The 21,180-nt window shown below is 73.3% G+C and carries 25 protein-coding genes and 1 riboswitch; of the genes, 12 read left to right on the top strand and 13 right to left on the bottom strand.

Going from position 1 to position 21,180, the window contains the following annotated elements; translation table 11 throughout:
* Window positions 1-24 precede the first annotated feature (24 nt).
* Both ACSP97_RS33965 and ACSP97_RS33960 read right to left on the bottom strand, forming a co-directional pair.
* Window positions 25-414 carry a PPOX class F420-dependent oxidoreductase gene (locus ACSP97_RS33965; RefSeq protein ID WP_355152306.1) on the bottom strand — a complete coding sequence of 130 codons (390 nt, stop codon included), beginning with the start codon at window positions 412-414 and terminating at the stop codon, window positions 25-27.
* A gap of 38 nt (window positions 415-452) precedes the next feature.
* Window positions 453-1,631, bottom strand: a complete 1,179-nt coding sequence (locus ACSP97_RS33960) for a MalY/PatB family protein (RefSeq protein WP_440555775.1) — start codon at window positions 1,629-1,631, stop codon at window positions 453-455.
* A gap of 178 nt (window positions 1,632-1,809) precedes the next feature.
* Here ACSP97_RS33960 and ACSP97_RS33955 point away from each other — a divergent pair, with 178 nt between their 5' ends.
* Window positions 1,810-2,640 (top strand): SAM-dependent methyltransferase, encoded by an 831-nt coding sequence (locus ACSP97_RS33955; RefSeq protein WP_355152304.1) that lies wholly within the window; start codon window positions 1,810-1,812, stop codon window positions 2,638-2,640.
* A gap of 54 nt (window positions 2,641-2,694) precedes the next feature.
* Here ACSP97_RS33955 and ACSP97_RS33950 read toward each other — a convergent pair whose 3' ends face one another.
* From ACSP97_RS33950 to ACSP97_RS33925, 6 genes are all read right to left on the bottom strand, one after another.
* Window positions 2,695-2,880 carry a hypothetical protein gene (locus ACSP97_RS33950; RefSeq protein ID WP_180327955.1) on the bottom strand — a complete coding sequence of 62 codons (186 nt, stop codon included), beginning with the start codon at window positions 2,878-2,880 and terminating at the stop codon, window positions 2,695-2,697.
* A 198-nt stretch (window positions 2,881-3,078) separates the two neighbouring features.
* Window positions 3,079-3,780, bottom strand: a complete 702-nt coding sequence (locus ACSP97_RS33945; protein ID WP_355152303.1) for a L,D-transpeptidase family protein — start codon at window positions 3,778-3,780, stop codon at window positions 3,079-3,081.
* 435 nt (window positions 3,781-4,215) lie between these two features.
* Window positions 4,216-5,010 carry an SDR family NAD(P)-dependent oxidoreductase gene (locus tag ACSP97_RS33940; RefSeq protein WP_440555774.1) on the bottom strand — a complete coding sequence of 265 codons (795 nt, stop codon included), beginning with the start codon at window positions 5,008-5,010 and terminating at the stop codon, window positions 4,216-4,218.
* A gap of 66 nt (window positions 5,011-5,076) precedes the next feature.
* A complete protein-coding gene (locus tag ACSP97_RS33935; protein WP_440555773.1) occupies window positions 5,077-5,991 on the bottom strand; it encodes an SDR family oxidoreductase in 915 nt (304 codons plus the stop codon).
* 143 nt (window positions 5,992-6,134) lie between these two features.
* On the bottom strand, window positions 6,135-6,764 hold the full coding sequence (locus tag ACSP97_RS33930; RefSeq protein ID WP_355152301.1) for an MBL fold metallo-hydrolase: 630 nt from the start codon (window positions 6,762-6,764) through the stop codon (window positions 6,135-6,137).
* Window positions 6,764-7,852: an S-(hydroxymethyl)mycothiol dehydrogenase gene (locus tag ACSP97_RS33925; protein ID WP_355152300.1), complete on the bottom strand. Its 1,089-nt coding sequence runs from the start codon at window positions 7,850-7,852 to the stop codon at window positions 6,764-6,766. The genes ACSP97_RS33930 and ACSP97_RS33925 overlap by 1 nt, the downstream gene beginning before the upstream one ends.
* A gap of 231 nt (window positions 7,853-8,083) precedes the next feature.
* Between ACSP97_RS33925 and ACSP97_RS33920 the strand changes: the two genes are divergently transcribed.
* The gene (locus ACSP97_RS33920; RefSeq protein ID WP_440555772.1) at window positions 8,084-8,857 is read left to right on the top strand and encodes an acyltransferase domain-containing protein; all 774 of its coding nucleotides are present in this window, start codon (window positions 8,084-8,086) and stop codon (window positions 8,855-8,857) included.
* 23 nt (window positions 8,858-8,880) lie between these two features.
* Here the strand turns inward: ACSP97_RS33920 and ACSP97_RS33915 are convergent, their stop codons facing one another.
* A complete protein-coding gene (locus ACSP97_RS33915; protein ID WP_355152298.1) occupies window positions 8,881-9,183 on the bottom strand; it encodes a hypothetical protein in 303 nt (100 codons plus the stop codon).
* Window positions 9,184-9,356: 173 nt separating this feature from the next.
* Here ACSP97_RS33915 and ACSP97_RS33910 point away from each other — a divergent pair, with 173 nt between their 5' ends.
* The 3 genes from ACSP97_RS33910 (at window position 9,357) to ACSP97_RS33900 (ending at window position 10,912) form a co-directional block, all read left to right on the top strand.
* Window positions 9,357-9,722 (top strand): nuclear transport factor 2 family protein, encoded by a 366-nt coding sequence (locus ACSP97_RS33910; protein WP_355152297.1) that lies wholly within the window; start codon window positions 9,357-9,359, stop codon window positions 9,720-9,722.
* Window positions 9,710-9,928 carry a hypothetical protein gene (locus tag ACSP97_RS33905; protein WP_355152296.1) on the top strand — a complete coding sequence of 73 codons (219 nt, stop codon included), beginning with the start codon at window positions 9,710-9,712 and terminating at the stop codon, window positions 9,926-9,928. Before ACSP97_RS33910 ends, ACSP97_RS33905 begins: the two co-directional genes overlap by 13 nt.
* Window positions 9,929-9,945: 17 nt before the next feature.
* Window positions 9,946-10,026, top strand: a riboswitch (ZMP/ZTP riboswitch).
* 25 nt (window positions 10,027-10,051) lie between these two features.
* Window positions 10,052-10,912: a bifunctional 5,10-methylenetetrahydrofolate dehydrogenase/5,10-methenyltetrahydrofolate cyclohydrolase gene (locus ACSP97_RS33900; RefSeq protein ID WP_440555771.1), complete on the top strand. Its 861-nt coding sequence runs from the start codon at window positions 10,052-10,054 to the stop codon at window positions 10,910-10,912.
* Between the two features lie 99 nt (window positions 10,913-11,011).
* Here the strand turns inward: ACSP97_RS33900 and ACSP97_RS33895 are convergent, their stop codons facing one another.
* The gene (locus ACSP97_RS33895) at window positions 11,012-12,037 is read right to left on the bottom strand and encodes an alcohol dehydrogenase (protein ID WP_358273155.1); all 1,026 of its coding nucleotides are present in this window, start codon (window positions 12,035-12,037) and stop codon (window positions 11,012-11,014) included.
* Between the two features lie 269 nt (window positions 12,038-12,306).
* Here ACSP97_RS33895 and ACSP97_RS33890 point away from each other — a divergent pair, with 269 nt between their 5' ends.
* From ACSP97_RS33890 to ACSP97_RS33865, 6 genes are read left to right on the top strand one after another with little or no spacing between them, the layout of a single operon-like run.
* Window positions 12,307-12,837: a (2Fe-2S)-binding protein gene (locus ACSP97_RS33890; RefSeq protein ID WP_355524714.1), complete on the top strand. Its 531-nt coding sequence runs from the start codon at window positions 12,307-12,309 to the stop codon at window positions 12,835-12,837.
* Window positions 12,834-15,209, top strand: coding sequence for a xanthine dehydrogenase family protein molybdopterin-binding subunit (locus ACSP97_RS33885; RefSeq protein WP_440555770.1), 2,376 nt, complete (start codon window positions 12,834-12,836; stop codon window positions 15,207-15,209). The genes ACSP97_RS33890 and ACSP97_RS33885 overlap by 4 nt, the downstream gene beginning before the upstream one ends.
* Window positions 15,206-16,060: an FAD binding domain-containing protein gene (locus tag ACSP97_RS33880; protein ID WP_440555769.1), complete on the top strand. Its 855-nt coding sequence runs from the start codon at window positions 15,206-15,208 to the stop codon at window positions 16,058-16,060. The genes ACSP97_RS33885 and ACSP97_RS33880 overlap by 4 nt, the downstream gene beginning before the upstream one ends.
* A 15-nt stretch (window positions 16,061-16,075) precedes the next feature.
* The gene (locus tag ACSP97_RS33875) at window positions 16,076-16,951 is read left to right on the top strand and encodes an AAA family ATPase (RefSeq protein WP_355152290.1); all 876 of its coding nucleotides are present in this window, start codon (window positions 16,076-16,078) and stop codon (window positions 16,949-16,951) included.
* A gap of 3 nt (window positions 16,952-16,954) precedes the next feature.
* Window positions 16,955-18,139 carry a vWA domain-containing protein gene (locus ACSP97_RS33870; protein ID WP_440555768.1) on the top strand — a complete coding sequence of 395 codons (1,185 nt, stop codon included), beginning with the start codon at window positions 16,955-16,957 and terminating at the stop codon, window positions 18,137-18,139.
* Window positions 18,140-18,164: 25 nt separating this feature from the next.
* Complete coding sequence (locus tag ACSP97_RS33865) at window positions 18,165-18,815, top strand: SRPBCC family protein (RefSeq protein WP_358273150.1); 651 nt, start codon at window positions 18,165-18,167, stop codon at window positions 18,813-18,815.
* Between the two features lie 25 nt (window positions 18,816-18,840).
* Here the strand turns inward: ACSP97_RS33865 and ACSP97_RS33860 are convergent, their stop codons facing one another.
* From ACSP97_RS33860 to ACSP97_RS33850, 3 genes are all read right to left on the bottom strand, one after another.
* The gene (locus ACSP97_RS33860; RefSeq protein WP_355330607.1) at window positions 18,841-19,431 is read right to left on the bottom strand and encodes a GNAT family N-acetyltransferase; all 591 of its coding nucleotides are present in this window, start codon (window positions 19,429-19,431) and stop codon (window positions 18,841-18,843) included.
* Between the two features lie 23 nt (window positions 19,432-19,454).
* Window positions 19,455-19,955 carry a metallophosphoesterase family protein gene (locus ACSP97_RS33855; protein WP_180327974.1) on the bottom strand — a complete coding sequence of 167 codons (501 nt, stop codon included), beginning with the start codon at window positions 19,953-19,955 and terminating at the stop codon, window positions 19,455-19,457.
* A 90-nt stretch (window positions 19,956-20,045) separates the two neighbouring features.
* On the bottom strand, window positions 20,046-20,390 hold the full coding sequence (locus tag ACSP97_RS33850) for a GNAT family N-acetyltransferase (protein WP_440555767.1): 345 nt from the start codon (window positions 20,388-20,390) through the stop codon (window positions 20,046-20,048).
* 273 nt (window positions 20,391-20,663) lie between these two features.
* Here ACSP97_RS33850 and ACSP97_RS33845 point away from each other — a divergent pair, with 273 nt between their 5' ends.
* Window positions 20,664-21,176 (top strand): MarR family winged helix-turn-helix transcriptional regulator, encoded by a 513-nt coding sequence (locus tag ACSP97_RS33845; protein ID WP_440555766.1) that lies wholly within the window; start codon window positions 20,664-20,666, stop codon window positions 21,174-21,176.
* Window positions 21,177-21,180 lie beyond the last annotated feature (4 nt).

Genomic DNA, 21,180 nt, shown 5'->3' with positions numbered 1-21,180 from the left:
CGCGCCGCCCGGCGGGGCGGACGGTCAGTCCCCGAAGGTCACCCGTACACCGACCGTGCCGTCCAGACCTCGGCGCAGGCGGCTGCCCAGAAGGACGAGACGGCCGACGAGGCCGTACTTGCGGGCGATCAGGGCGCGGTAGCGGGCGGTGGTGGCCGCATCGGTGATCTCGGCGGTGGCCGGGACCTGGTCGCCGGTGGGGTTGCCGCGCAGGTCGCAGGGGCCGACGAGGACGTCGTCGCGGCGCCGGATCCGCTTGACCTTGTGACTGTCGGCGGCCGTCCAGACGCCGAGTCCGTCCCCGTCGCGCACCACCCACACCGGGGTGGCGACCGGGGTGCCGTTCCCGCGGTAGCTGGTGACCAGCAGATACTTCCCGGCACCGAGCCGGGCCGGCAGCGCGTCGTCGTCCATGACGGGGAGTCTAGGCCGGACGGTGGTCCGCCGGTGGGTCACTTCACCGCGGCCGCCATCCGCCGTACCGCCTCGGTGAGGATGTCGGGCGAGGTGGCGAGGTTGAGGCGGGCATGGCCCGCGCCGCCGGTGCCGAACGGCGGGCCGGCGGTGAGGGCGACCCGGCCGCGGTCCAGGAAGACCTGGGCGGGGTCGTCGCCGAGGCCGAGCGCGCGGCAGTCGAGCCAGGCCAGATAGGTGGCCTCGGCGGGATGGACGCGGATCCCCGGCAGCTGCTCGGCCAGCAGGTCGGCGAGCAGGCGCCGGTTGTCGCGGATCCCGGTGAGGAGGGCGTCGAGCCAGCCGGTGGCCTCGCGCAGGGCGGCGGTGTGGGCGATGACGCCGAGATGGCTGGCACCGTGGCCCACCTCCTCGGGCAGGCCGGCCAGTTCGGCGGCGGCGCCGGGACCGGCCAGGGCGAGGGCGGCCTTGAGGCCGGGGAGGTTCCAGCCCTTGGAGGCCGACATCAGGGACAGGCCCCGGTCGGCGCCGGGCACGCTGAGATAGGGCACGAAGGTGACGCCGGGGGCGACGAGCGGGGCGTGGATCTCGTCCGCGACGACCCGCACCCCGTGGCGTTCGGCGAGTTCGGCGACGGCCGCGAGTTCGGCGGCGGTGTGCACCGTACCGGTGGGGTTGTGCGGGCTGCACAGCAGGTAGGCCGCGCGGCCGCCGCTCGCCGTGGCCCGTACGAACGCCTCCTCCAGCGCGGCCAGGTCGAGCCGCAGGTCCGCGCCGAGCGGGACCTCCACCACTCGTCGGTCCATATGGGCGACGAACGTGAAGAACGGCGGGTACACCGGCGGGTTGACGATCACCGGATCGCCCGGCCCGGTGACCAGCCCGAGCATCTCGACCACGCCGAGCATCACATCGGGAACGATCGCCGTACGTTCCACGGCGATCCCGTCCCAGCCCCAGCGCCGGGCGGCGAAGCCGGCCAGGGCCTCGGCGTAGGCGGTGCCGGCCGGATATCCCGTGTCGCCGAGGGCGAGTGCGTCGGTGAGCGCCCGGACGACGGGCGGGGCGAGCGGGACGTCCATCTCGGCCACCCACAGCGGGAGCACGTCCTCGGGGTAGGTGCGCCACTTCATGCTCGTACGACGGCGCAGCCGCTCCGGGTCGAGGGCGCGCAGCGGATCCGGTTCTCCTGCGGTGTCGTGCGGGTTGCTGGTCATGGGGCACAAGATAGGCGGGACGTGCCGTGAGCGGGAACGGGGCGGAAGGGGCGGGCCGCCTGTGCCGGGGACGACGACCGGCTCCTGATTCGTTGGAGCGGCGGCGGGGAGCAAGTCATGGGATTAGATTGCGTATTGAAGGATCTATCCTCCTCCAGGCACCCAGGAGCTGACGCACGTGACCGACAACCCCGCAGCCACCAATGACGTGGCGGTGTCGCTGCGCGCCCGCATCAACACCAGCCAGCCGCACACGGCGCGGATCTGGAACTACTGGCTCGGCGGCAAGGACAACTACGAGGTCGACCGCGCGGCCGGTGACCAGATCCGCCGACTGCACCCGGGCATCGGGGAGTACGCGCGTGCCGACCGGCTGTTCCTGGGCCGGGCGGTGCGGCACCTGGTCGGCGACGTGGGCATCCGCCAGTTCCTGGACGTCGGCACCGGGCTGCCCACCGCCGACAACACGCACGAGGTCGCGCAGCGGATCGCGCCGGAGTCCCGGATCGTGTACGTCGACAACGACCCGCTGGTGCTGGCGCACGCGCGGGCCCTGCTGACCAGCACGCCCGAGGGTCGCACCGACTACCTGGACGAGGATCTGCGCAATGTGGACGCGATCCTCGAACACGCTTCGAAGACCCTGGACTTCAGCGAGCCGGTGGCGCTGATACTGCTCGGCGTGGTCATCTTCATCGGCGACGACGAGGAAGCGTACGGGCTGGTGCGGCGCTTGATGGAGCGGCTGCCCGAGGGCAGCCACCTCGTGCTGTCGCACACCGTCACGCATCCCTCGATGCCGGATGTGGACGAGGCGGTCAAGTTCTGGAACGAGCACGGCACGCCGAAGCTGACCCAGCGCACCCCCGAGGACATCACGCGGTTCTTCGACGGCCTGGAGCTGCTGGAGCCCGGTGTGGTCTCGTGCTCGCGCTGGCGCCCGGAGCACGCTCATGGGGCGGAGCCTGAGGAGGTCGCCATGTTCGGCGGGGTGGCCCGCAAGGGCTGAGAGGGTCGGGTGGCCCGCGACGCCCGTTGGGTGTCGCGGGTGCGTGCCGTGAGGTCAGACGGCCCGGCGCGGCCGTGGGGCCGCGGCGGCCCACTCCATCACGAGGCGCTGGTACTCCTTGCGCTGCTCGGTGGTCAGCGTCCCGCCCGACCGGCGCCACAGGGCCCGGATCTCCTCGTTGACCTCCGCGGCCGATCGCTCGGAGGCGGCTTCAACAGTGGTGGACATGTTGTGAAGCATATGCCGCTCGCCGTGAAGGCGCTGTGAGTAAGTAGCCTCGATACGGATATTTCGGACCGTGTTGCTCATCACGTCGAGTGTCAAGCCACGCAGGGGAGTTCACACCCGCCCCTCACCCGGCGACCGCGAGGAGCGGTGGCCGGGGAGGGTGAGCGACGCCACAGCGCCGCTGGGCCGTCGAGGGGCGAGCGGAACGGCTCAGGTGCCGGGCTTGCGGCCGTAGACGAAGACGTCGTCGCCGTTGCGCAGCAGCGACCAGTACTTCTTGGCGTCCTTGCCGGTCATGTTGACGCAGCCGTGCGAGCCCGGCGGGTTCCACATGCTCAGGCCCACCGAATGGAAGGCCTGGCCGCCGTCGAAGAACTGGCTGTACGGCATGGGCACACCGTTGTACAGCGACGAGACGTGGTCGATGTCACGCCAGTAGATCTTCTTCAGGCCGGTGCGGGTGGCGTACCCCTTACGGCCGGTGCGCACGGGCACCGGGCCGTAGACGAGCTTCTTGCCGTCCTGGATCCAGCTGAGCTGGTGGGTCAGGTCCACGCAGGCGATCCGGCCCTTGTTCACCGGGCACGCGCCGCTCTTGTTGGGGTTCTTGCCCACGGCCCGCTGCTTGGTGATGAGGTCCATCACACCCCAGGTGATGTTCCCGGCGTAACCGATGGTGGGCGTGATGCCGTTCTTGGCCTGGAAGGCCCGGATGGCCTTGCAGTCGGCGGCGGACTGCCGGCCGTCGACCGGGCGGCCGAGGAACTTCTCCACCTGCTTCTGGTGCGGGCCCGTCGCGGTGGTGCAGTAACTCGCGGCCTGGGCCGGGGCCGCGGTGAGAGCCAGCGTGAGCGGCGCCACCATCCCCGCGACGCCCAGCGCGACAACGGCTCGTCTACGTATGTCCCCCATGAGGGATCTTCACCTTCTCCCCAGTTCGCCCAGGGACATCCCCCGGGTGTTTCTGTGCGATTCCCACGATCTCGGACAAGTAGACCCCGGGGGAAATCGTGGGGTTGTGCTTCCGGTCACGCTGTGACGAAACGGTGAACTTCCTCACCCCGCAGCCGGCCGCCGGGGAGCCTGCGGCCACGGGCGGCGAACAGCAGGTCCCGGGCCGCGCCGTGCAGGGGCGCACCGGTGCCGAAGGACCGGTCGAGGCCGTCGGCGCACAGTTAGGACCCCGGTGAGGCCAGGGTCTGGGCGCCTCCCACCGCGCGGGACTCAGCCCCTCGAAAAGATTGGCCGGTTCGCGGCGTTCGGCGGCGATGAGCGTGGCGATGTCGGCGGCTGCTTTCCCCTTGTCGGTCCCGGCGTCGCCGTCCTGGCCGGCCCCGGCCCCGCACGTCAGTCGCGCGGATGCCGCAGTGCCTCGTGGAAGCCGGTGTGCACCGCGGTGAGGCCGCCGTCGACCACCAGGGTGGTGCCCGTGACCCAGGCGGCGTCGCGGGAGGCGAGGAAGGCGACCGCGGCGGCGATGTCCTCCGGCTCGCCGACCCTGCCCAGCGGATACAGCCCGCGGACGGCCGCCACGTCGTCGGCGCGCCCCTCCCACGCCGAGGTGCGCACCGTGCCCGGCGCCACCAGGTTCACCCGGACGCCCCGGGCCGCCGCCTGCCCGGCGAGGGTGCGGGTGAGGGAGCCGAGACCGGCCTTGGCGGCGCTGTAGGCGTGGTTGCCGAAGTCCTGGAGGCCGTTGACGGAGCCGATGCTCACGATGGCGCCGCGTCCGGACGCGGCCAGGTGGGGCAGGGCCGCGCGGCAGCAGCGGTAGGCGCCGGTCAGGGTGACGTCGAGGTCGCGCGCCCATGCGTCGTCCGGGCCGTCCTCGAAGAGCGGGGCGTCCGGGGAGCAGTGGGCGGCGCAGTTGACCAGTACGTCCAGGGAGCCGAAGGCGTCGACGGCACGGGTCACGGCCGCCTCCACGGCGGCGCGGTCGGCCACGTCGCACGCGAACGCCTCGGCCGCGAGCCCCTCTTGGCGCAGCGCGGCCGCGGTCCGCTCGGCCTCGGGCAGGTCCCGGTCGGTGACCAGGATCCGGCCGCCCTCCGCGGCGAGGCGCCGGGCGACGGCGGCGCCGATGCCGCGCGCCGCCCCCGTGACGAGAACTCCGTGTCCCGCGAAGCGGGTCTGATCGCTCATGAGCCGACGGTACGGCCGCACCGCCGGTCTTTCACCGTCCTGGACCGTGAGGATCCCGGCTGCCGTTCACCGGTAGCCCGTCGTGTCCGCCGGTCGGCCCGCGTCCTGGACCTCCGTCAGATATCGCCAGGCGTCGGGGCGGCTGCCGTCGAGGTCGGTGAAGCCGTACTCCCGGGCGAGGCCCCCGCTGGAGAGTGATCGGCCGTTGAAGCGGGCCACGTCGGGGTCGGCGGCCAGGGCGGCGACGGCCCGGCCGGTGAAGCGCGGGGTCTCGGAGATGGCGAAGTGCGGTTCGCGGGCGAGGGCGTCGCGCCAGTTGTCCTCGCGGACGCCGAACTGGTCCAGCATCAGCTCCGAGCGCATCCAGCCGGGGGTGAGGGCGACGGCCGTGGCACCGCGCGGCCCCAGTTCGTGCCCGAGTGCGAAGGCCATGCGCAGGACGGAGGCCTTGGCGAGGTCGTAGAAGAGGTTCACCCGGTAGGTGTCCCGGTTGTAGTCGGCGGTGCCGTCGGTGACCTCCACGACCAGGCCGCCGGGCCGGCGCAGCAGCAGCGGCAGCGCGAAGTGGCTGGTGACGGCGTGCGTCTCGACCGCGAGTCGGAGGAGTCTCAGCCCGTTGTCGAGGTCGTGCTCCCACACCGGGGTGTCCCACTCGAAGAGCTTCTCGCCGCCCCAGATGTCGTTGACGAGGATGTCCAGGCGGCCCTGTTCGTCCGCGATGCGCTCCACCAGGCCGCGCACGGCGGCGTGCCGGAGGTGGTCGACCGCCACGGCGATGCCGGTGCCGCCGGCCGCGCAGACAAGGTCCGCGGTGTCCTCGACGGTCTCGGGGCGGTCGTACTCGGAGCGTTGGGCGCGGGTGCTGCGGCCGGTGACGTAGACGGTGGCGCCGGCCGCGCCGAGTTCCACGGCGATGCCCCGTCCTGCGCCCCGGGTCGCGCCCGCGACCAGCGCGACCTTGCCCTCCAGTGGTTTCGACATGTCCGGCCTCTCGTGTGGTGTGTGCTGACGCGTTCAGCGTCGCCGAGAAGCCGGACATCTTCTGTCGTGTTTCACCGGGCGAGTTCCCGTCGGCCGGACCGCTCGCCGAAGGGGCGCCCGCGGGGGATGCCCACCGCGCGGGCTCAGTGCCCGCGCTTGATCCATTCCTCCAGGTGGGGCGCCTCGTCGCCGATCGTCGTGGAGTCGCCGTGGCCGGTGAGGACCTTGGTCTCGGGCGGCAGGGTGAGCAGCCGCTCGCGGATGGACTCGATGATCGTCGGGAAGTGGGAGTACGACCGCCCGGTGGCGCCGGGGCCGCCCTTGAAGAGGGTGTCGCCGGTGAAGACGGTGCCGAGGCCGGGGTCGTAGAGGCAGACCGCGCCCTGCGCGTGCCCGGGCGTGTGCAGCACGGTCAGGTCGGCGCCGGCCGCCTCGATGACCTGGCCGTCCACGAGGAGCCGGTCGGGGTCGCGGTCGGGATGGGTCATCCTCCACAGCGGCAGGTCGTCCGGGTGCAGCCAGATGACCGCGCCGGTGCGGTCGGCCAGTTCCGGGGCCGCGTCGATGTGGTCGTTGTGGGCGTGGGTGCACACGATGGCGGTGAGCCGGCGGTCGCCGACGGCACGGGCGATGGCGTCGGCGTCGTGGGCGGCGTCGATGACGATCGCCTCGTCGTCGTCACCGACGATCCAGACGTTGTTGTCGACGTCCCAGGTGCCGCCGTCGAGGGTGAACTGGCCGGAGGTGACGAGGTGTTCGATACGGGCGGCCATCACAGCACCACCACGGAACGCAGCACGTCGCCCTCGTGCATCCGCTCGAACGCCTTCTCCACCTCGTCCAGTTGGATGGTCTCGGTGACGAACGCGTCGAGCGGCAGCCGGCCCTGCAGGTGCAGGTCGATCAGCATCGGGAAGTCGCGGGAGGGCAGGCAGTCGCCGTACCAGCTGGACTTGAGGGAGCCGCCGCGGCCGAAGACGTCCAGCAGGGGCAGCTCCAGCTTCATCTCCGGGGTGGGGACACCGACGAGGACGACGGTGCCGGCCAGGTCGCGGGCGTAGAAGGCCTGCTTGTACGTCTCCGGGCGGCCGACCGCCTCGATGACGACGTCGGCGCCGAACCCGCCGGTCAGCTCGCGGACCGCCTCGACCGGGTCGGACTGCCGGGAGTTGACGGTGTGGGTGGCGCCCAGGGTGCGGGCCTTCTCCAGCTTGCGGTCGTCGATGTCCACGGCGATGATCTTCGCCGCGCCGGCCAGGTAGGCGCCCGCGATGGCCGCGTCGCCGACGCCGCCGCAGCCGATGACCGCGACCGAGTCGCCCCGGCCGACGTTGCCCGTGTTGATGGCGGCGCCGATGCCGGCCATCACCCCGCAGCCGAGGAGACCCGCGACCGCCGGGGAGACGGACGGGTCGACCTTGGTGCACTGGCCGGCGGCGACGAGGGTCTTCTCCGCGAACGCGCCGATGCCCAGGGCCGGGGACAGCTCCTGCCCGGTGGACGCGAGGGTCATCTTCTGCTTGGCGTTGTGGGTGTTGAAGCAGTACCAGGGGCGGCCGCGCAGACAGGCCCGGCAGTTGCCGCACACCGCGCGCCAGTTCAGGATGACGAAGTCACCGGGCGCCACCTCGGTGACGCCGTCGCCGACCGACTCCACGACACCCGCGGCCTCGTGGCCGAGGAGGAAGGGGAAGTCGTCGGAGATGCCGCCCTGCTTGTAGTGCAGGTCGGTGTGGCACACGCCGCAGGCCTGGACGCGTACGACGGCCTCGCCCGGCCCCGGATCCGGCACCACGATCGTCTCGACTCGTACGGGCTCGTTCTTGCCCGGTGCGATCACGCCGCGTACTTCCTGCGCCATGGTCCGTTCCTTCCATCGATTGCTTACGGTGCAGACCCTACGCGCGTGCGACCAGGGACGGGACGGGCCACGGCGGTGACCGTTGATCTTTCCACCGGTGGGCCGCCGGGCACGCCGACGGAGCCTGACCGCGACCGCGGCGTCCGGGGACCGACGGTGATGGCAATCTCTTTGCGGGGCGCAGGGAATCGCCTGGTGTGTGCGCCCGTCCGGCCGTGCCTCAATGGAGGCATGCTCGCTGATGGCCACACGGGGCGTACCGCATTCCTGTTCTCGGCCGGTGACTCGCCGCTGCCCGGGACGGGCCGTGAACTGGCGGCGGCGTTCCCGCTGTTCGCGAAGACGCTGGACGAGGTGTGCGGGCGTCTGGACCCGTATCTGCAACTGCCGCTGAAGTCAGTGATGTTCGCGGCCCCCGGCACCCGGGCGTCGGCGCTGCTGGACCGGGTGCCGTTCGCGGGCCCCGCGGTCTTCGCGCTCCAGGTGGCGCAGTACCGGCTGCTGCGCGGCTGGGGTGTGCGGCCCGATGTGCTGTTCGGGCACGCGGCCGGACGGATGGCCGCCGCGTACGCCGCCGGGGTCTTCTCCCTCCCGGACGCGTGCCACGCGGTCGGCACGCTGGCCCGGCTGCTGGACGGCGCGCGCGGCGACGGAGCGCCGGGCGAGCTGCTGGCCGCGTACGGCCGTACGCTCGCCACGCTCCATCCCCGCCCGCCGCGGCTGCCCCTGGTCTCCGACGTCACCGCCCGCCCGGTGGCCGCCGAGACCGCCGATCCGGGGTTCTGGCTGTCCGCGGCGCCGTCCCGGTTCGCGGACGCGGCCGCCCTGCTGCACCGGGAGGGGGTGCGTACCTGGCTGGAGCTGGGCCGGGAGGACGGCCTGACCCGCGCGCTCCCCGGCTGTCTGCCGCCGGGCACCGCCGCCGGCTCGGCCCGTGCCGTGGCGCGGGACTGGGCGGTGCTGGCGGCGGACCGCGACACGCGCCTCGGAAGCGGGCGGGCCTGACGAGGACGGTTCGGGCCGGTGGGTCAGGCCTGTACGGCCGGCAGCAGGCCCGTCACCGGTGCCACGAGGTCGGTGATCTGGTGCAGCTCGCCGAGGCGGTTCAGCTCGCTCACCTGGTTCAGGGACTTGAGCTGCTCGGAGACCTTCGGCATCCGCGCCCGCTGCTCCGCGGGCAGGTCGCCTGCGGTGACCGTGTCGAGCACGGTCATGGGGTTGAGCCGCCCGGGGTGCGCGGCGCTCGCGTCGGCCGCGGCGAGGGGGGCGGCCAGGCCGGTGACCCCGGCGGCGAGGCCGAGGGCGGCGACGATACGGCGTGTTGACTTCATGCCCTCAGCAACGGCGGCGGTCCCCGGCCGGACACGGGCGGCGGCCCCCGCTCACCCGTGAGGCGGAGCCGGCCCCGTGCGCTTGCCGAGGCCGCCGGGCCGGAGGAGTCTCGAAGACGGGGCCCCTGCGGCCCGGCCGCGCGGCGGGCCGTGAGCGTCTTGAGGAGGTCACCATGGGCAGTGCTACGGGTTCCGCCTTCGACACCGAGACACTGCGCCGGGGCATCGAGGGAACCACCGGGAACACCCTGCTGGCCCTGTACGCGGACGACGCGGAGGTCCGCATCGTCGACCACAACGCCCAGCCGAGCCACCCCCGGGTGCTGCACGGCCGCGGCGAGATCGCCGAGATGCTGGACGACATCTACCGCCGCGACATGACGCACAAGCTGGACCAGTGCGTGGTCCAGGGCGATCACGCCGCGTTCACCGAGTCCTGCCAGTACGGGGACGGCACCAAGGTTCTCGCCGAGTCCATGATCACACTGCGGGACGGGAAGATCTCCCGGCAGATCCTGATCCAGGCATGGGACGAGTAGGCAGACGGTTTGCGCGGTTCCAGGTCAGCACCCGGCTGACCTGGTCGTTCTCGGCTCGCGCGGGCCTGGGGCGGGCGCGGCCCCGGCGGCGGGGGCCGGTCTTCGCGGCGAGCCTGCCGATGTCCGCGGCCCTGCTGCGGTCCGCGCTGAGGACGCTGCGCCCGCGGGCTCCGCTGCCGCGCGCCCGGCGCCGGCAGCGCCCGTGAACGCCTCGGTTAGTCTGTACGCGGGCCGTGACTGGCGCTGAGGTGGAGCACCACCGGGGAGCGGCCCGTGGTGGATGCCGCGCGCCTGGGCGAGAGACTCGATCCAGCTCAGGAGTGTGCCGCATGACCCAGGCCCGTCTCATGGACGGAACCGCCCTCGCCCGTCGCATCGTGGAGGACACCGCGCGCCGGGCCGCGGAACTCACGGCGCGCACCGGCGTCGTTCCCTGTCTCGCCACCGTGCTGGTCGGTGAGGACCCGGCGTCCGTCACCTACGTCCGGATGAAGCAGAACCGCTGCCGCAAGGCCGGCATCGCCTCCCGCCACGTGGCCCTGCCCGCCACCACGACCACCGGGGAACTGGTGGGCACGCTGCGGGAGTTGTCGGAGGACCCGGAGGTGCACGGCATCCTGCTCCAGCACCCGGTGGGCGAACACGTCGACGAGCGGGCCGCGTTCGAGGCGATCGCGCCTCAGAAGGACGTCGACGGCGTCACCTTCGCCTCCTTCGCCACCATGAGCTTCGGCCTGCCGGGCTTCGTGTCCTGCATGCCGGGCGGCATCCTGCGGCTGCTCGACGAGTACGGCGTCGACCCGGCCGGGAAGCGGGCCGTGGTGGTGGGCCGCAGCGCGATCCTCGGCAAGCCGGTGGGCATGCTGCTGCTGGCGCGGGACGCGACGGTGACGTACTGCCACTCGCGCACCCGGGATCTGTCGACGGCGGTGCGCGAGGCGGACATCGTCGTCGCGGCGGTCGGCCGGCCGCGGCTGATCCGGGGCCAGGACATCAAGCCGGGGGCGGTCGTGATCGACGCCGGCTACAACCCGGGCAACGTCGGCGACGTCGACTTCGACTCGGCCGTGGAGCGGGCCTCGTTGATCACCCCGGTGCCCGGCGGCGTCGGCCCGATGACCATCGCCACGCTGCTGGAGCAGACGGTCACCGCCGCGGAGACGGCCACCGCCCGCCTCGCGACGGCCTGAGGAACGGACGGCTCGGGGCGCAGGGTGCGGCACCCGGCGCCCCCGGACCGGACCGGTCCGGTCTCCGCCGCCCCGCCCCGAGAAGAGACCCCGACCGCTTCACTCCATGGTGAGCACCATCCGGAACCGCGCCCTCCCGGCCAGCATCTTCTGGAACGCGGCGTCGGCGTCACCGAGCGGGGTCTTCTCCGTCATGGGGCGGATGCCGTGCAGCACGCTGAAGGCCATGGTGTCCTCCACGTCCTTCGAGGTGCCGGACGGGTGGCCGCGGACGACCCGGCCGGCCATGAGGAGCTGGGCCGGGCTGATGTCCAGGGGCGCGGTGTCGGCGCCGATGGCGACCAGCTCCCCGCGGGGGGCGAGGCCGTCCACGGTGGCCGAGATGGCCTCCGAGTTCCCCGCGGTGGCGAGGACGACCTTGGCGCCGCCCAGGGCCTGCAGCGCCTCGGCGACCGGGGTGGCGGAGGTGCTGTCGACGTAGTGGTGGGCGCCGAGCTGACGGGCGAAGTCGGCCTTCTGCGGCCCCCGGGCGATCGCCACGGTCTCGAAGCCCATCGCGACCGCGTACTGCACCCCGAGGTGTCCGAGGCCGCCGAGGCCGAGCACCGCGACCAGGTCTCCCGGTCGGCCGGGGCTGCGGCGCAGCCCGTTGAACGTGGTCACGCCGGCGCAGGCCAGCGGCCCGGCGTCGCTCGCGGCCAGCGCCTCGGGGATCCGGGCCAGGGCGTCGACGGGCGCGATCACCTTCTCGGCGAAACCGCCGTCGTAGGTCCAGCCCGGCACCTTCAGGTTGTCGCACACGATGAAGTCGCCCTCGCGGCAGGGACCGCAGTGGCCGCAGCTGCCGCCGAACCAGCCCACGGCCACCCGGTCGCCGGTCTGCCAGCCGCGTTCACGCACCCCCTCGCCCAGCTCCTCGATCCGCCCGGCGATCTCGTGCCCCGGCACGTCGGGGAACGTCACGCCCGGCAGTCCGCCGCCGACGAAGAGGGCGTCGCTGTGGCAGACGCCGCACGCCTCGACGGCGATCCGCACATGGCCGGGCCCCGGCTGCGGCACCTCGCGCTCGACCAGCTCGAAGGTGCCGTTCGGTGCGGCCACTTGGGCGACTCGATAGCTACTCATGGGTCTCTCCGGAGAAAGGGTGCGCGCAACGGGCACGGGCGAACGGGGCGCGGCACGGGGTACGGCGGCCGCCCCCACCCCAGCAGACCAGTTCCGGCCCCGTCGCGCGCGCCGAACGGGCGTCCCGGACGATCCCGCCGACGGCGATAGGTGAACGCTCAACAAGTCGGAGGCGTAGCACTCGCCGGGCCTCCGGCACGGTCATAGAGTGACCTACATCACGCCGGACCGGCTGATTCCGACTCCTGCCCGCACGGTCTGGAGGGCGCATGACCCACATCAAGGTGAACGTCGACGGCACGACGTACGAGGACGACGTGGAGCCCCGGCTGCTGCTCGCCCACTATCTGCGCGACCGCCTCGGCCTGACCGGCACCCCGATCGGCTGCGACACCTCGAACTGCGGGGCGTGCACCGTGGACCTGGACGGCGCGACCGTCAAGAGCTGCTCGGTGCTGGCCGTCCAGGCGGACGGCTGCGCGGTGACGACCGTGCAGGGTCTGGCACGGGACGGCGAGTTCACGGCGCTGCAACGCGCCTTCCACGAGCAGCACGGCCTCCAGTGCGGCTACTGCACCCCCGGCATGATCATGGCGGCGCGCGATCTGCTCCGGGAGAACCCGCACCCGACGTCCGACGAGGTGCGCCACGCCCTGGAGGGCAACCTCTGCCGCTGCACCGGCTACCAGAACATCGTCCGCGCGGTGCTCGCCGCGTCCGGCCGGCAGGACGGCTCGGAAGCCGCCGACCGTGCGCGGGACGCCTCCGGACAGCAGGTCACCGAGGAGGTCACGGCATGACCGAGCAAGCCGTAGCGGGCGAGGTCGGCAGGGAGGTCGGCCGCGCCCGGCTGCGCAAGGAGGACGCCCGGCTGCTCACCGGCCAGACCACCTGGACCGACAACATCCAGGTCGCGGGCATGCTGCACCTGGCCATTCTGCGCAGTCCCATGGCGCACGCCCGCATCACCCGCGTGGACGTCGCCCCCGCCCTCGAACGCCCCGGCGTCCTCGCGGCGTTCAGCGGCGCGGACCTCGCCGAGGGACTGGGCTCGCTGCCCTGCGCCTGGCCGGTGACCGAGGACATCGTGCTGCCCGACCATCCGCCGATCGCGGTGGAGGAGGTCCGGTACGCGGGCGACCCGGTGGCGGTGGTGGCGGCCCGCGACCGGTACGCGGCGGCCGACGCGCTGGAGGCGATCGAGGTCGACTACGACCCGCTGCCCCCGGTCCTGGACCTGGAGGCCGCGCTGGCCGAGGACGCCCCGCTGGTCCACTCCGACAAGGGCACCAACCGCTGCTACACCTGGCCGCTGGCCACCGGGGAGAGCTTCGCGGCGGTGCGCGAACGCGCCGAGGTCACCGTCAGGCGCCGCTACCACCAGCAGCGGCTGATCCCCAACGCCATGGAGCCGCGCGCGGTCGTCGTCACCCCGCTCGCCGCCTCCGGCGAGTACACCGTCTACTCGGCCACCCAGATCCCGCACATCCTGCGCATCATGCTGGCCACCGTCACCGGGATCCCGGAGCACAAGCTGCGGGTGATCGCCCCGGACGTGGGCGGCGGCTTCGGCTCCAAGCTCCAGGTGTACGGCGAGGAGGCACTCGCCCTCGCGGTGGCCCGCAGGCTGGGGCGGCCGGTGAAGTGGACCGAGTCCCGCTCGGAGGGCTATCTCGCCACCCACCACGGCCGGGGCATGATCCAGGACGTCGAGGTCGCCGCCACCCGCGAGGGCCGGCTGCTCGGCCTCAAGGTGGACCTCCTCGCGGACATGGGCGCCTATCTGATGCTGGTCACGCCCGGTATCCCGATCCTGGGCGCGTTCATGTACCCGGCGATCTACAAGATGGACGCCTACGAGTTCCGGTGCACGGGCGTCTTCACCACCCGCACCCCCACCGACGCCTACCGCGGCGCCGGCCGCCCGGAGGCCACGTTCGCCATCGAGCGGATCATGGACGAGCTGGCGGCGGAGCTGGGCCTGGACCCGGTGGAGGTACGGCGCCGCAACTGGATCCGGCACGAGGAGTTCCCGTACACCACGGTCGCCGGACTGACCTACGACAGCGGCGACTACGAGGCGGCCACCGACAAGGCGCTGGCCCTGTTCGGCTACGACGACCTGCGCGCCGAGCAGCGCGCGCGCAACGAGCGCGGCGACCCGGTACGCCTGGGCATCGGCGTGTCCACGTTCACCGAGATGTGCGGCCTGGCGCCGAGCCGGGTGCTGCGCGACCTGAGGTACGGGGCCGGCGGCTGGGAGGCGGCGAGCATCCGGATGCTGCCCACCGGCAAGGTCGAGGTGGTCACCGGCACCAGCCCGCACGGCCAGGGCCACGAGACCTGCTGGAGCCAGATCGCGGCGGACGTGCTCGGCGTGCCGTTCGAGGACGTCGAGGTGCTGCACGGCGACACCAAGTCGTCCCCGCAGGGCATGGACACCTACGGCTCGCGGTCGCTGGCCGTCGGCGGCGAGGCCGTGCACCGGGCGGCCACCACGGTGGTGGACAAGGCCCGCAAGGTGGCGGCGCACCTGCTGGAGGCGAGCGAGCAGGACCTGGAGTTCCGGGACGGCGTGTTCTCCGTGAAGGGCTCCCCGGAGGCCCGCAGGTCCATCCAGGAGATCGCCTTCGAGGCGTTCACCAACCACGACCTGCCCGACGGCGTGGAGCCGTCCATCAACGCCGAGCACGTGGTCGACCCGGAGAACTTCTCCTTCCCGCACGGCACCCATCTGTGCGCGGTCGAGGTCGACACGCAGACCGGGCAGACGCGGATCAGGTCGTACGTCTGCGTGGACGACGTCGGCCGGGTGGTGAACCCGGTGATCGTGGAGGGGCAGGTGCACGGCGGGCTCGCGCAGGGCATCGCGCAGGCCCTGTACGAGGAGGCCGTCTACGACGACGAGGGCAACCTGGTCTCCGGCAGCATGGCCGACTACCTCGTGCCGTCGGCCGCCGACCTGCCGGACTTCGTGACCGACCGGACCGAGACCCTCGCGACGTCCAACGCCCTCGGGGTCAAGGGCGTCGGCGAGGCCGGGACGATCGCCTCCACGCCCGCCGTGGTCAACGCCGTCGTGGACGCGCTGCGCCCGCTCGGCGTGACCGACGTACGGATGCCCTGCACACCCGAACGGGTGTGGCGCGCGGTGAGGGAGGCGACGGCATGATTCCCCCGGCGTTCGAGTACGCACGCCCGCAGACCGTCGAAGAGGCGGTACGGCTGCTCGGCGAGGCGGGTGACGAGGCGAAGGTGCTGGCCGGCGGGCAGAGCCTGCTGCCGCTGCTGCGGCTGCGGCTCGCCTTCCCCGAACTCGTCGTGGACGTGGGGCGCATTCCCGCGCTGCGCGGGGTGCGCGAGGACGGCGACGCCCTGGTCATCGGCGCGCTCACCACCCACCACGACGTGATCTGCGACCCGCTGGTGCGCCGCCACGCCGGGCTGCTCGCGGCCGCCACCGCCACCGTCGCCGACCCGGCGGTACGGCACCGGGGCACGCTCGGCGGCTCGCTGGCGCACGCCGACCCGGCCGGCGACCTGCCCGCGGTCGTCCTGGCGCTGGACGGCGAGCTGGTCGCGGCCGGTCCGAACGGCCGGCGCACCGTCCCGGCCCGGGAGTTCTTCGTCGACTACCTGCAATCCGCCCTCGACCCGGACGAGTTGCTCATCGAGGTGCGGGTGCCGAAGACGGACGGCTGGGGCTTCCACTACGAGAAGTTCCACCGGGTGGCGCAGGACTGGGCGATCGTCGGGGTCGCCGCGCTGGTGCGACGGGAGAACGGGCGGATCGCCGAGGCACGCGTGGGCCTGACCAACATGGGCGCGACCCCGCTGCGGGCGTCCGCGGCGGAGGCGGCGCTGGCCGGCGCCGACGGGCCGGGCCCGGTGGCGCGGGCGGCCGGGGCCGCGGCCGAGGGCACCCGGCCCGGGCAGGACGCGTCGGCCTCCCCCGAGTACCGGACGCACCTCGCCCGGGTGCTGACCGAGCGGGCGGTGCTGACCGCCGCCGGGATGGGGTGAGCGCCGATCATCCGGATGGAGGACCCGGAGCAGGTGCGGGCCCGCCTGGAGGAAACGGGATACCTCGTGGACGACGGGCTGGCCGTCACCTGTTACCTGGCGCTGAGGCTGCACCGGCCGCTGTTCTGCGAGGGCGACGCGGGCGTCGGCAAGACCGCGCTCGCCTCCGCCCTCGCCGAGGCGCTCGGCGCCCCGCTGATCCGGCTCCAGTGCCACGAGGGCATCGACGCCTCCCAGGCCCTGTACGACTGGGACTTCCCGCGCCAGCTGCTGCATCTGCGGGCGGCGGAGGCGGCGGGCGTCCAGGACGCGGACCGGCTGGAGAGCGAGCTGTACGACCGCCGGTTCCTCATCGCCCGCCCGCTGCTCCAGGCGTTGCAGACCCAGCCGTCGGTCCTGCTGGTGGACGAGATCGACCGCGCGGACGACGAGTTCGAGGCCTTCCTGCTGGAACTCCTGTCCGAGTACGCGGTGACGATCCCCGAACTGGGCACGCTGCGGGCCGAGGTGCCGCCGGTGGTCGTGCTCACCTCCAACCGCACCCGCGAGGTGCACGACGCGCTCAAGCGGCGGTGTCTGTACCACTGGTTCGACCACCCCGGCTTCGCCCGCGAACTCGCCATCGTGCGCCGTCGGCTGCCCGGGGTGTCGGCCCGTCTCGCCGAACAGGTGACGGCCCTCGTACAGGCCCTGCGCGGGGCGGACCTGGTGAAGCCGCCGGGCGTCGCGGAGACCATCGACTGGGCCGAGGCCCTGGCGGCGCTGGGCGCCACCGAGACCGACGCGGAACTCGCCGTCACCACCCTGGGTTCCGTGCTCAAGTACCGCGAGGACATGGACCGGGCCCGGGGCCTGGACCTGACCGCGGTGCTGGCGGCGCGGGGGGTGTGAGGGATGGACACGCCCCCGGCGCCGGCCGCCTGGACCTCCCCGCCGAGTCCGGCGGCGGCCGACGCCGTGTTGCTCGGGTTCGTGCGGGCCCTGCGGGCCTCGGGGGTCGAGGCGAGCGCCGAGCGGGGGTACGCGTTCCTGCGGGCGGTGGCCGTGCTGCGGCCGGGGGTGCGGGCGGATGTGCACGCGGCGGGACGGGCGACGCTGTGCGGCGGCCCGGACGACCTGGAACGCTACGAACGGGTCTTCGCCGCCTACTTCGGGACCGCCGAGGGGCCCGCCGGCCGGTCCGCGCCGCGCACCGCTCCCCCGCCCCGGCCCCGGCTGCGTGTCCGGGACGTGCGCGCCGGCGGCCGCTCCCCCGGCGAGCGCGACCCGCTGGGCCCGCCCACCGCCACCCTCGCCAGCTCCACCGAGGTGCTGCGGCAACGGGACGTCGCCGCCCTGGACGACGCCGAGCGCGCCCAACTCCACCGGCTGCTGGCCGTGTTCGCGCTGCGCGGCGAGACCCGCCGGTCGGCCCGGCGGCGGCCGGCGCGGCGCGGGGACGTCGATCCGCGCCGCACCGTGCGCGAGCTGCTGCGGCGCGGCGGTGAACCGGCCCGGCTGCGCCGGCACGCCCGGGTCGACCGGCCGCGCCGGGTGGTGCTGCTGGTGGACGTGAGCGGTTCGATGGCGCCGTACGCGGACGCGCTGCTGCGGTTCGCGCACGCGGCCGTGCGCGGGGGCCGTACGGAGGTGTTCACGATCGGCACCCGGCTGACCCGGGTGACCCGCGAACTGTCCCACCGCGACCCGGACCTGGCGATGGCGGCGGTCGCGGCGGCCGTGCCCGACTGGCGCGGCGGCACCCGGCTCGGCGAGCTGCTGCGCGAGTTCCTGAACCGCTGGGGGCAGCGGGGCATGGCGCGCGGCGCGGTCGTGGTGCTGCTGTCCGACGGCTGGGAGCGCGGCGATCCCCGGCTGCTCGGCGCCCAGATGCGCCGGCTGCACGCGCTGGCACACCGGGTGGTGTGGGCCAACCCCCGCAAGGAGCGCCCGGGTTACGCGCCGACGGCGGCGGGGATGGCGGCGGCCCTGCCGAGCGTGGACGAGTTCGTGGCGGGGCACAGTCTGGCGGCGCTGGAGCGGCTCGCGGCGGTGGTGCGCGGGGCGCGGACCGGCGCGGTGGCGGGGGTGGAGCGTTGATTCCCGGATGGGCAAGGAGCAAGTGATGGAGCTGCACCACGAGTTCACCGTGCCGGTGCCGGTCGAGGAGGCCTGGCCCGTGCTGCTGGACATCGAGCGGGTCGCGCCGTGTCTGCCGGGCGCGGTCGTGGAGGAGTACGACGGCACGACCGTGACCGGCTCGGTGAAGGTCAAGGTCGGCCCGGTCACGGTGACCTATCGCGGCACGGCGGTCTTCGAGGAGCAGGACGCGGTGGCGCATCGGATGGTGCTGGTGGCGAACGGCCGGGAGACGCGCGGGCAGGGCACGGCCAGGGCGACGGTCACCGGCACGCTGAGCGAGCGGGACGGTGGTACGGCGGTGTCGGTGCGCACCGACCTCACGGTGACCGGGCGTCCGGCGCAGTTCGGGCGCGGGGTGCTGGCGGAGGTGGGCGACCGGCTGGTGGGCCGGTTCGCCGACTGTCTGGCGGCGCGGCTGGCCGAGCGGCCGGAGCCGGCCGAGGAGGCGGCCGCCTCCGAGCCCCCGCGGGCCGAGCCCCGGGCCGCGCAGGAGCCTCCGCCGCTGGATCTCCTGCGCACCGCGGGCGGGCCGGTGGCCAGGCGTGCGGCACCGGTGGTGGCCGCCGTCGCGGCGCTGGTGCTGGTGGTGCTGCGCCTGCGCCGGCGGGGGAAGGGCCGCAAGCGGCGCCGGTGAGTCCGGGCGGGGCCGGCCCGGCGCGCTACTCGGGGTCCCCGGCCACCCGGGCGTGCAGATGCTGGTCGTGCCAGCCGTCCGCGTGCAGCAGGGCGCCGCGCATGGTGCCCTCGAAGGTGAAGCCGGCCTTCTCGGCGACCCGGCAGGAGGCCGGGTTCGCGGTGGAGTGGCACAGCCGGACCCGGTGCAGGCCGAGGTCGCGCAGGGCCCAGTGGGTGAGCCGCCGGGTCGCGGCGACGGCGAGGCCGGCGCCGCGTGCCTCGGGGAGCAGCCAGTAGACGAGTTCGGCGGCGCCGCCCGCGAGGTCGACGCCGTTGAGTCCGATCAGCCCGATCGGGGCGCCGCCGCTTCTGGCGACGGCCCAGACGGCACCGGACTCGGCCCGCCAGCGCTCGCGCATCCGGGCGATCCGCCGCCGGGCGTCGTCCTCGTCGGCCACGGCGAACAGGTTCCACTGCCGGATCGCCGGGTCCTGTGCCGCGGCGAGCAGCGCGGGGGCGTCGGCCGGGCGCCAGGGCCGCAGCCGCACGCCGTCCGCGAGGCCGAGGACGGGCTGGTCGCCGCCGGCCATGCGCCCCGGCGGCACCACGTCGGGTATCCCTGAGCTGGAGATCATCCGGTGATGATCGCACGGTGGTGTCAGCGCGGCGGCAGCCGGTGCAGCGTCACCTCGGTGAGCGTTCCGTCGTGCGCCTCGGCCGTCAGATAGGTGCGGTAGGGCTCGCGGCGGCGGTCGGTCGGGGAGCCCGGGTTGAGCAGCCGCAGCCCACCGGGGGCGGTGCTGTCCCAGGGGATGTGGCTGTGCCCGAAGACCAGCACGTCGAGGTCGGGGAACCGCGCGGCGCAACGGGCCTCGCGCCCCTGGGCGGGCCCGGTCTCGTGCACGACCCCGAAGCGCAGCCCGGCCAGCTCGGCGTACGCCACCTCGGGCAGCCGGGCCCGCAGTTCGGGTCCGTCGTTGTTGCCGTACACCCCGACCAGTCGGCGGCTGCGGCTCTCCAGCAGGTCGAGCGTGGCGGTGTCCACCCAGTCCCCGGCATGGAACACGACGTCGGCGCGCGGGAGTTCGGCCAGCAGTTCACCGGGGAGTTCCTTGGCGCGCTTGGGCAGGTGCGTGTCGGACATCAGCAGCAGGCGCATCCGTTCACCCTAGGACGCCGGACGGCCGCCGTCGGGGGACACCACCGCAGGGCGCACCTCCGTACACCCACGAGGAGCGCTCGGCAGGCCCTACTGTTCGGCCAGCTCGGCCTTGAGCCAGTGGGTGACCTCGCCGGTGACCGGGTCGGCGATGTCGGCGAACTCCTCGTGCTTGCCGAGGAACTTGGCGACGTAGGGGCAGACGGGCACGAAGCGCTTGCCGCTCTCGCGCACATCGGTCAGCGCGTGCTCGACGAGGACGCCGGCCAGCCCCTGACCGGCGTAGGCCTCGCCGATCTCCGTGTGGTAGAAGACGCGCTGCGTCTGGCCCCGGTCGAGGTACTCGGTGAAGCCCGCGAGTTCACCGTCCACCAGGATCTCGTAGCGGTGCCGTTCGTCGGCGCGTTCGACGACGGGGTGGGAAGTCCGGCTCATCGTGTCTTCTCGCTTCCTTCGGGGCGGGAGTGCGGCGGGTTGCCGCGCGGGGTGAGTGAGGCGTTGGGCAGCGGCGGGGCCTTGAGCCGGTCGATGGGACAGCCGTCCACGGCTCCCTCAGCGTTTCCGCACGTCGGCGGCGGGCCGCATACCTGGCGGTCACCCTACAAGATCCGCTACCGCCACCTGCCCCACACGACGTCGCACCGCGGGGATGCGTTGATTGCGCACGCATGCATTGAGAAAGCTTTTCCGATGATCTAATCTCCAAGAGTGTCCGATCCCATCGAGGTACCGCCACCACCCGGCCCCGTCGTCGAGTTCGCCCAGCACGTCGGACGGCTGCACTCGCTGCTGGACAGGGTCGTCGTGTCGGCCGCGGGCAGCACCCACTTGTCGCGCGCGGAGTTCGACGTCCTCGTCGCACTCGCGGCGCAGCCCGACGGCCTTCGCCCACGGCAGCTTTCGGAAGGTCTGCTGCTGACCACAGGGGGCCTCAGCAATATTCTCCGTCGACTACAGCGTGCGGGTTACATCGAACGGCAATATGAGCCCTCGGACCGGCGAGGCCGCATGATCCGCATCACTGGTACGGGAATGGCGTTGGCGCGGGAAGCGACCTTGCGTGTCAATGCGAGTATCGAGCGACTGCTCGCCCCCATTGACCGCACGCACCTGGACCAGGCCAACGCGCACCTTCATCTGATGCTGAGCGATCTCGGCGAGGACGGGCCCGTCCACCGGCTGCAAGGAAAGGCTCGCCCTGCTCAACAGGGAAAGCAGTGAGGGG

This window comes from Streptomyces sp. SCPE 10 (assembly GCF_051980735.1).
Classification (GTDB): Bacteria; Actinomycetota; Actinomycetes; order Streptomycetales; family Streptomycetaceae; genus Streptomyces; species Streptomyces misionensis.
Note: the sequence above shows the minus strand (reverse complement) of the source record. Positions and strands in the feature narration are given on the sequence as shown.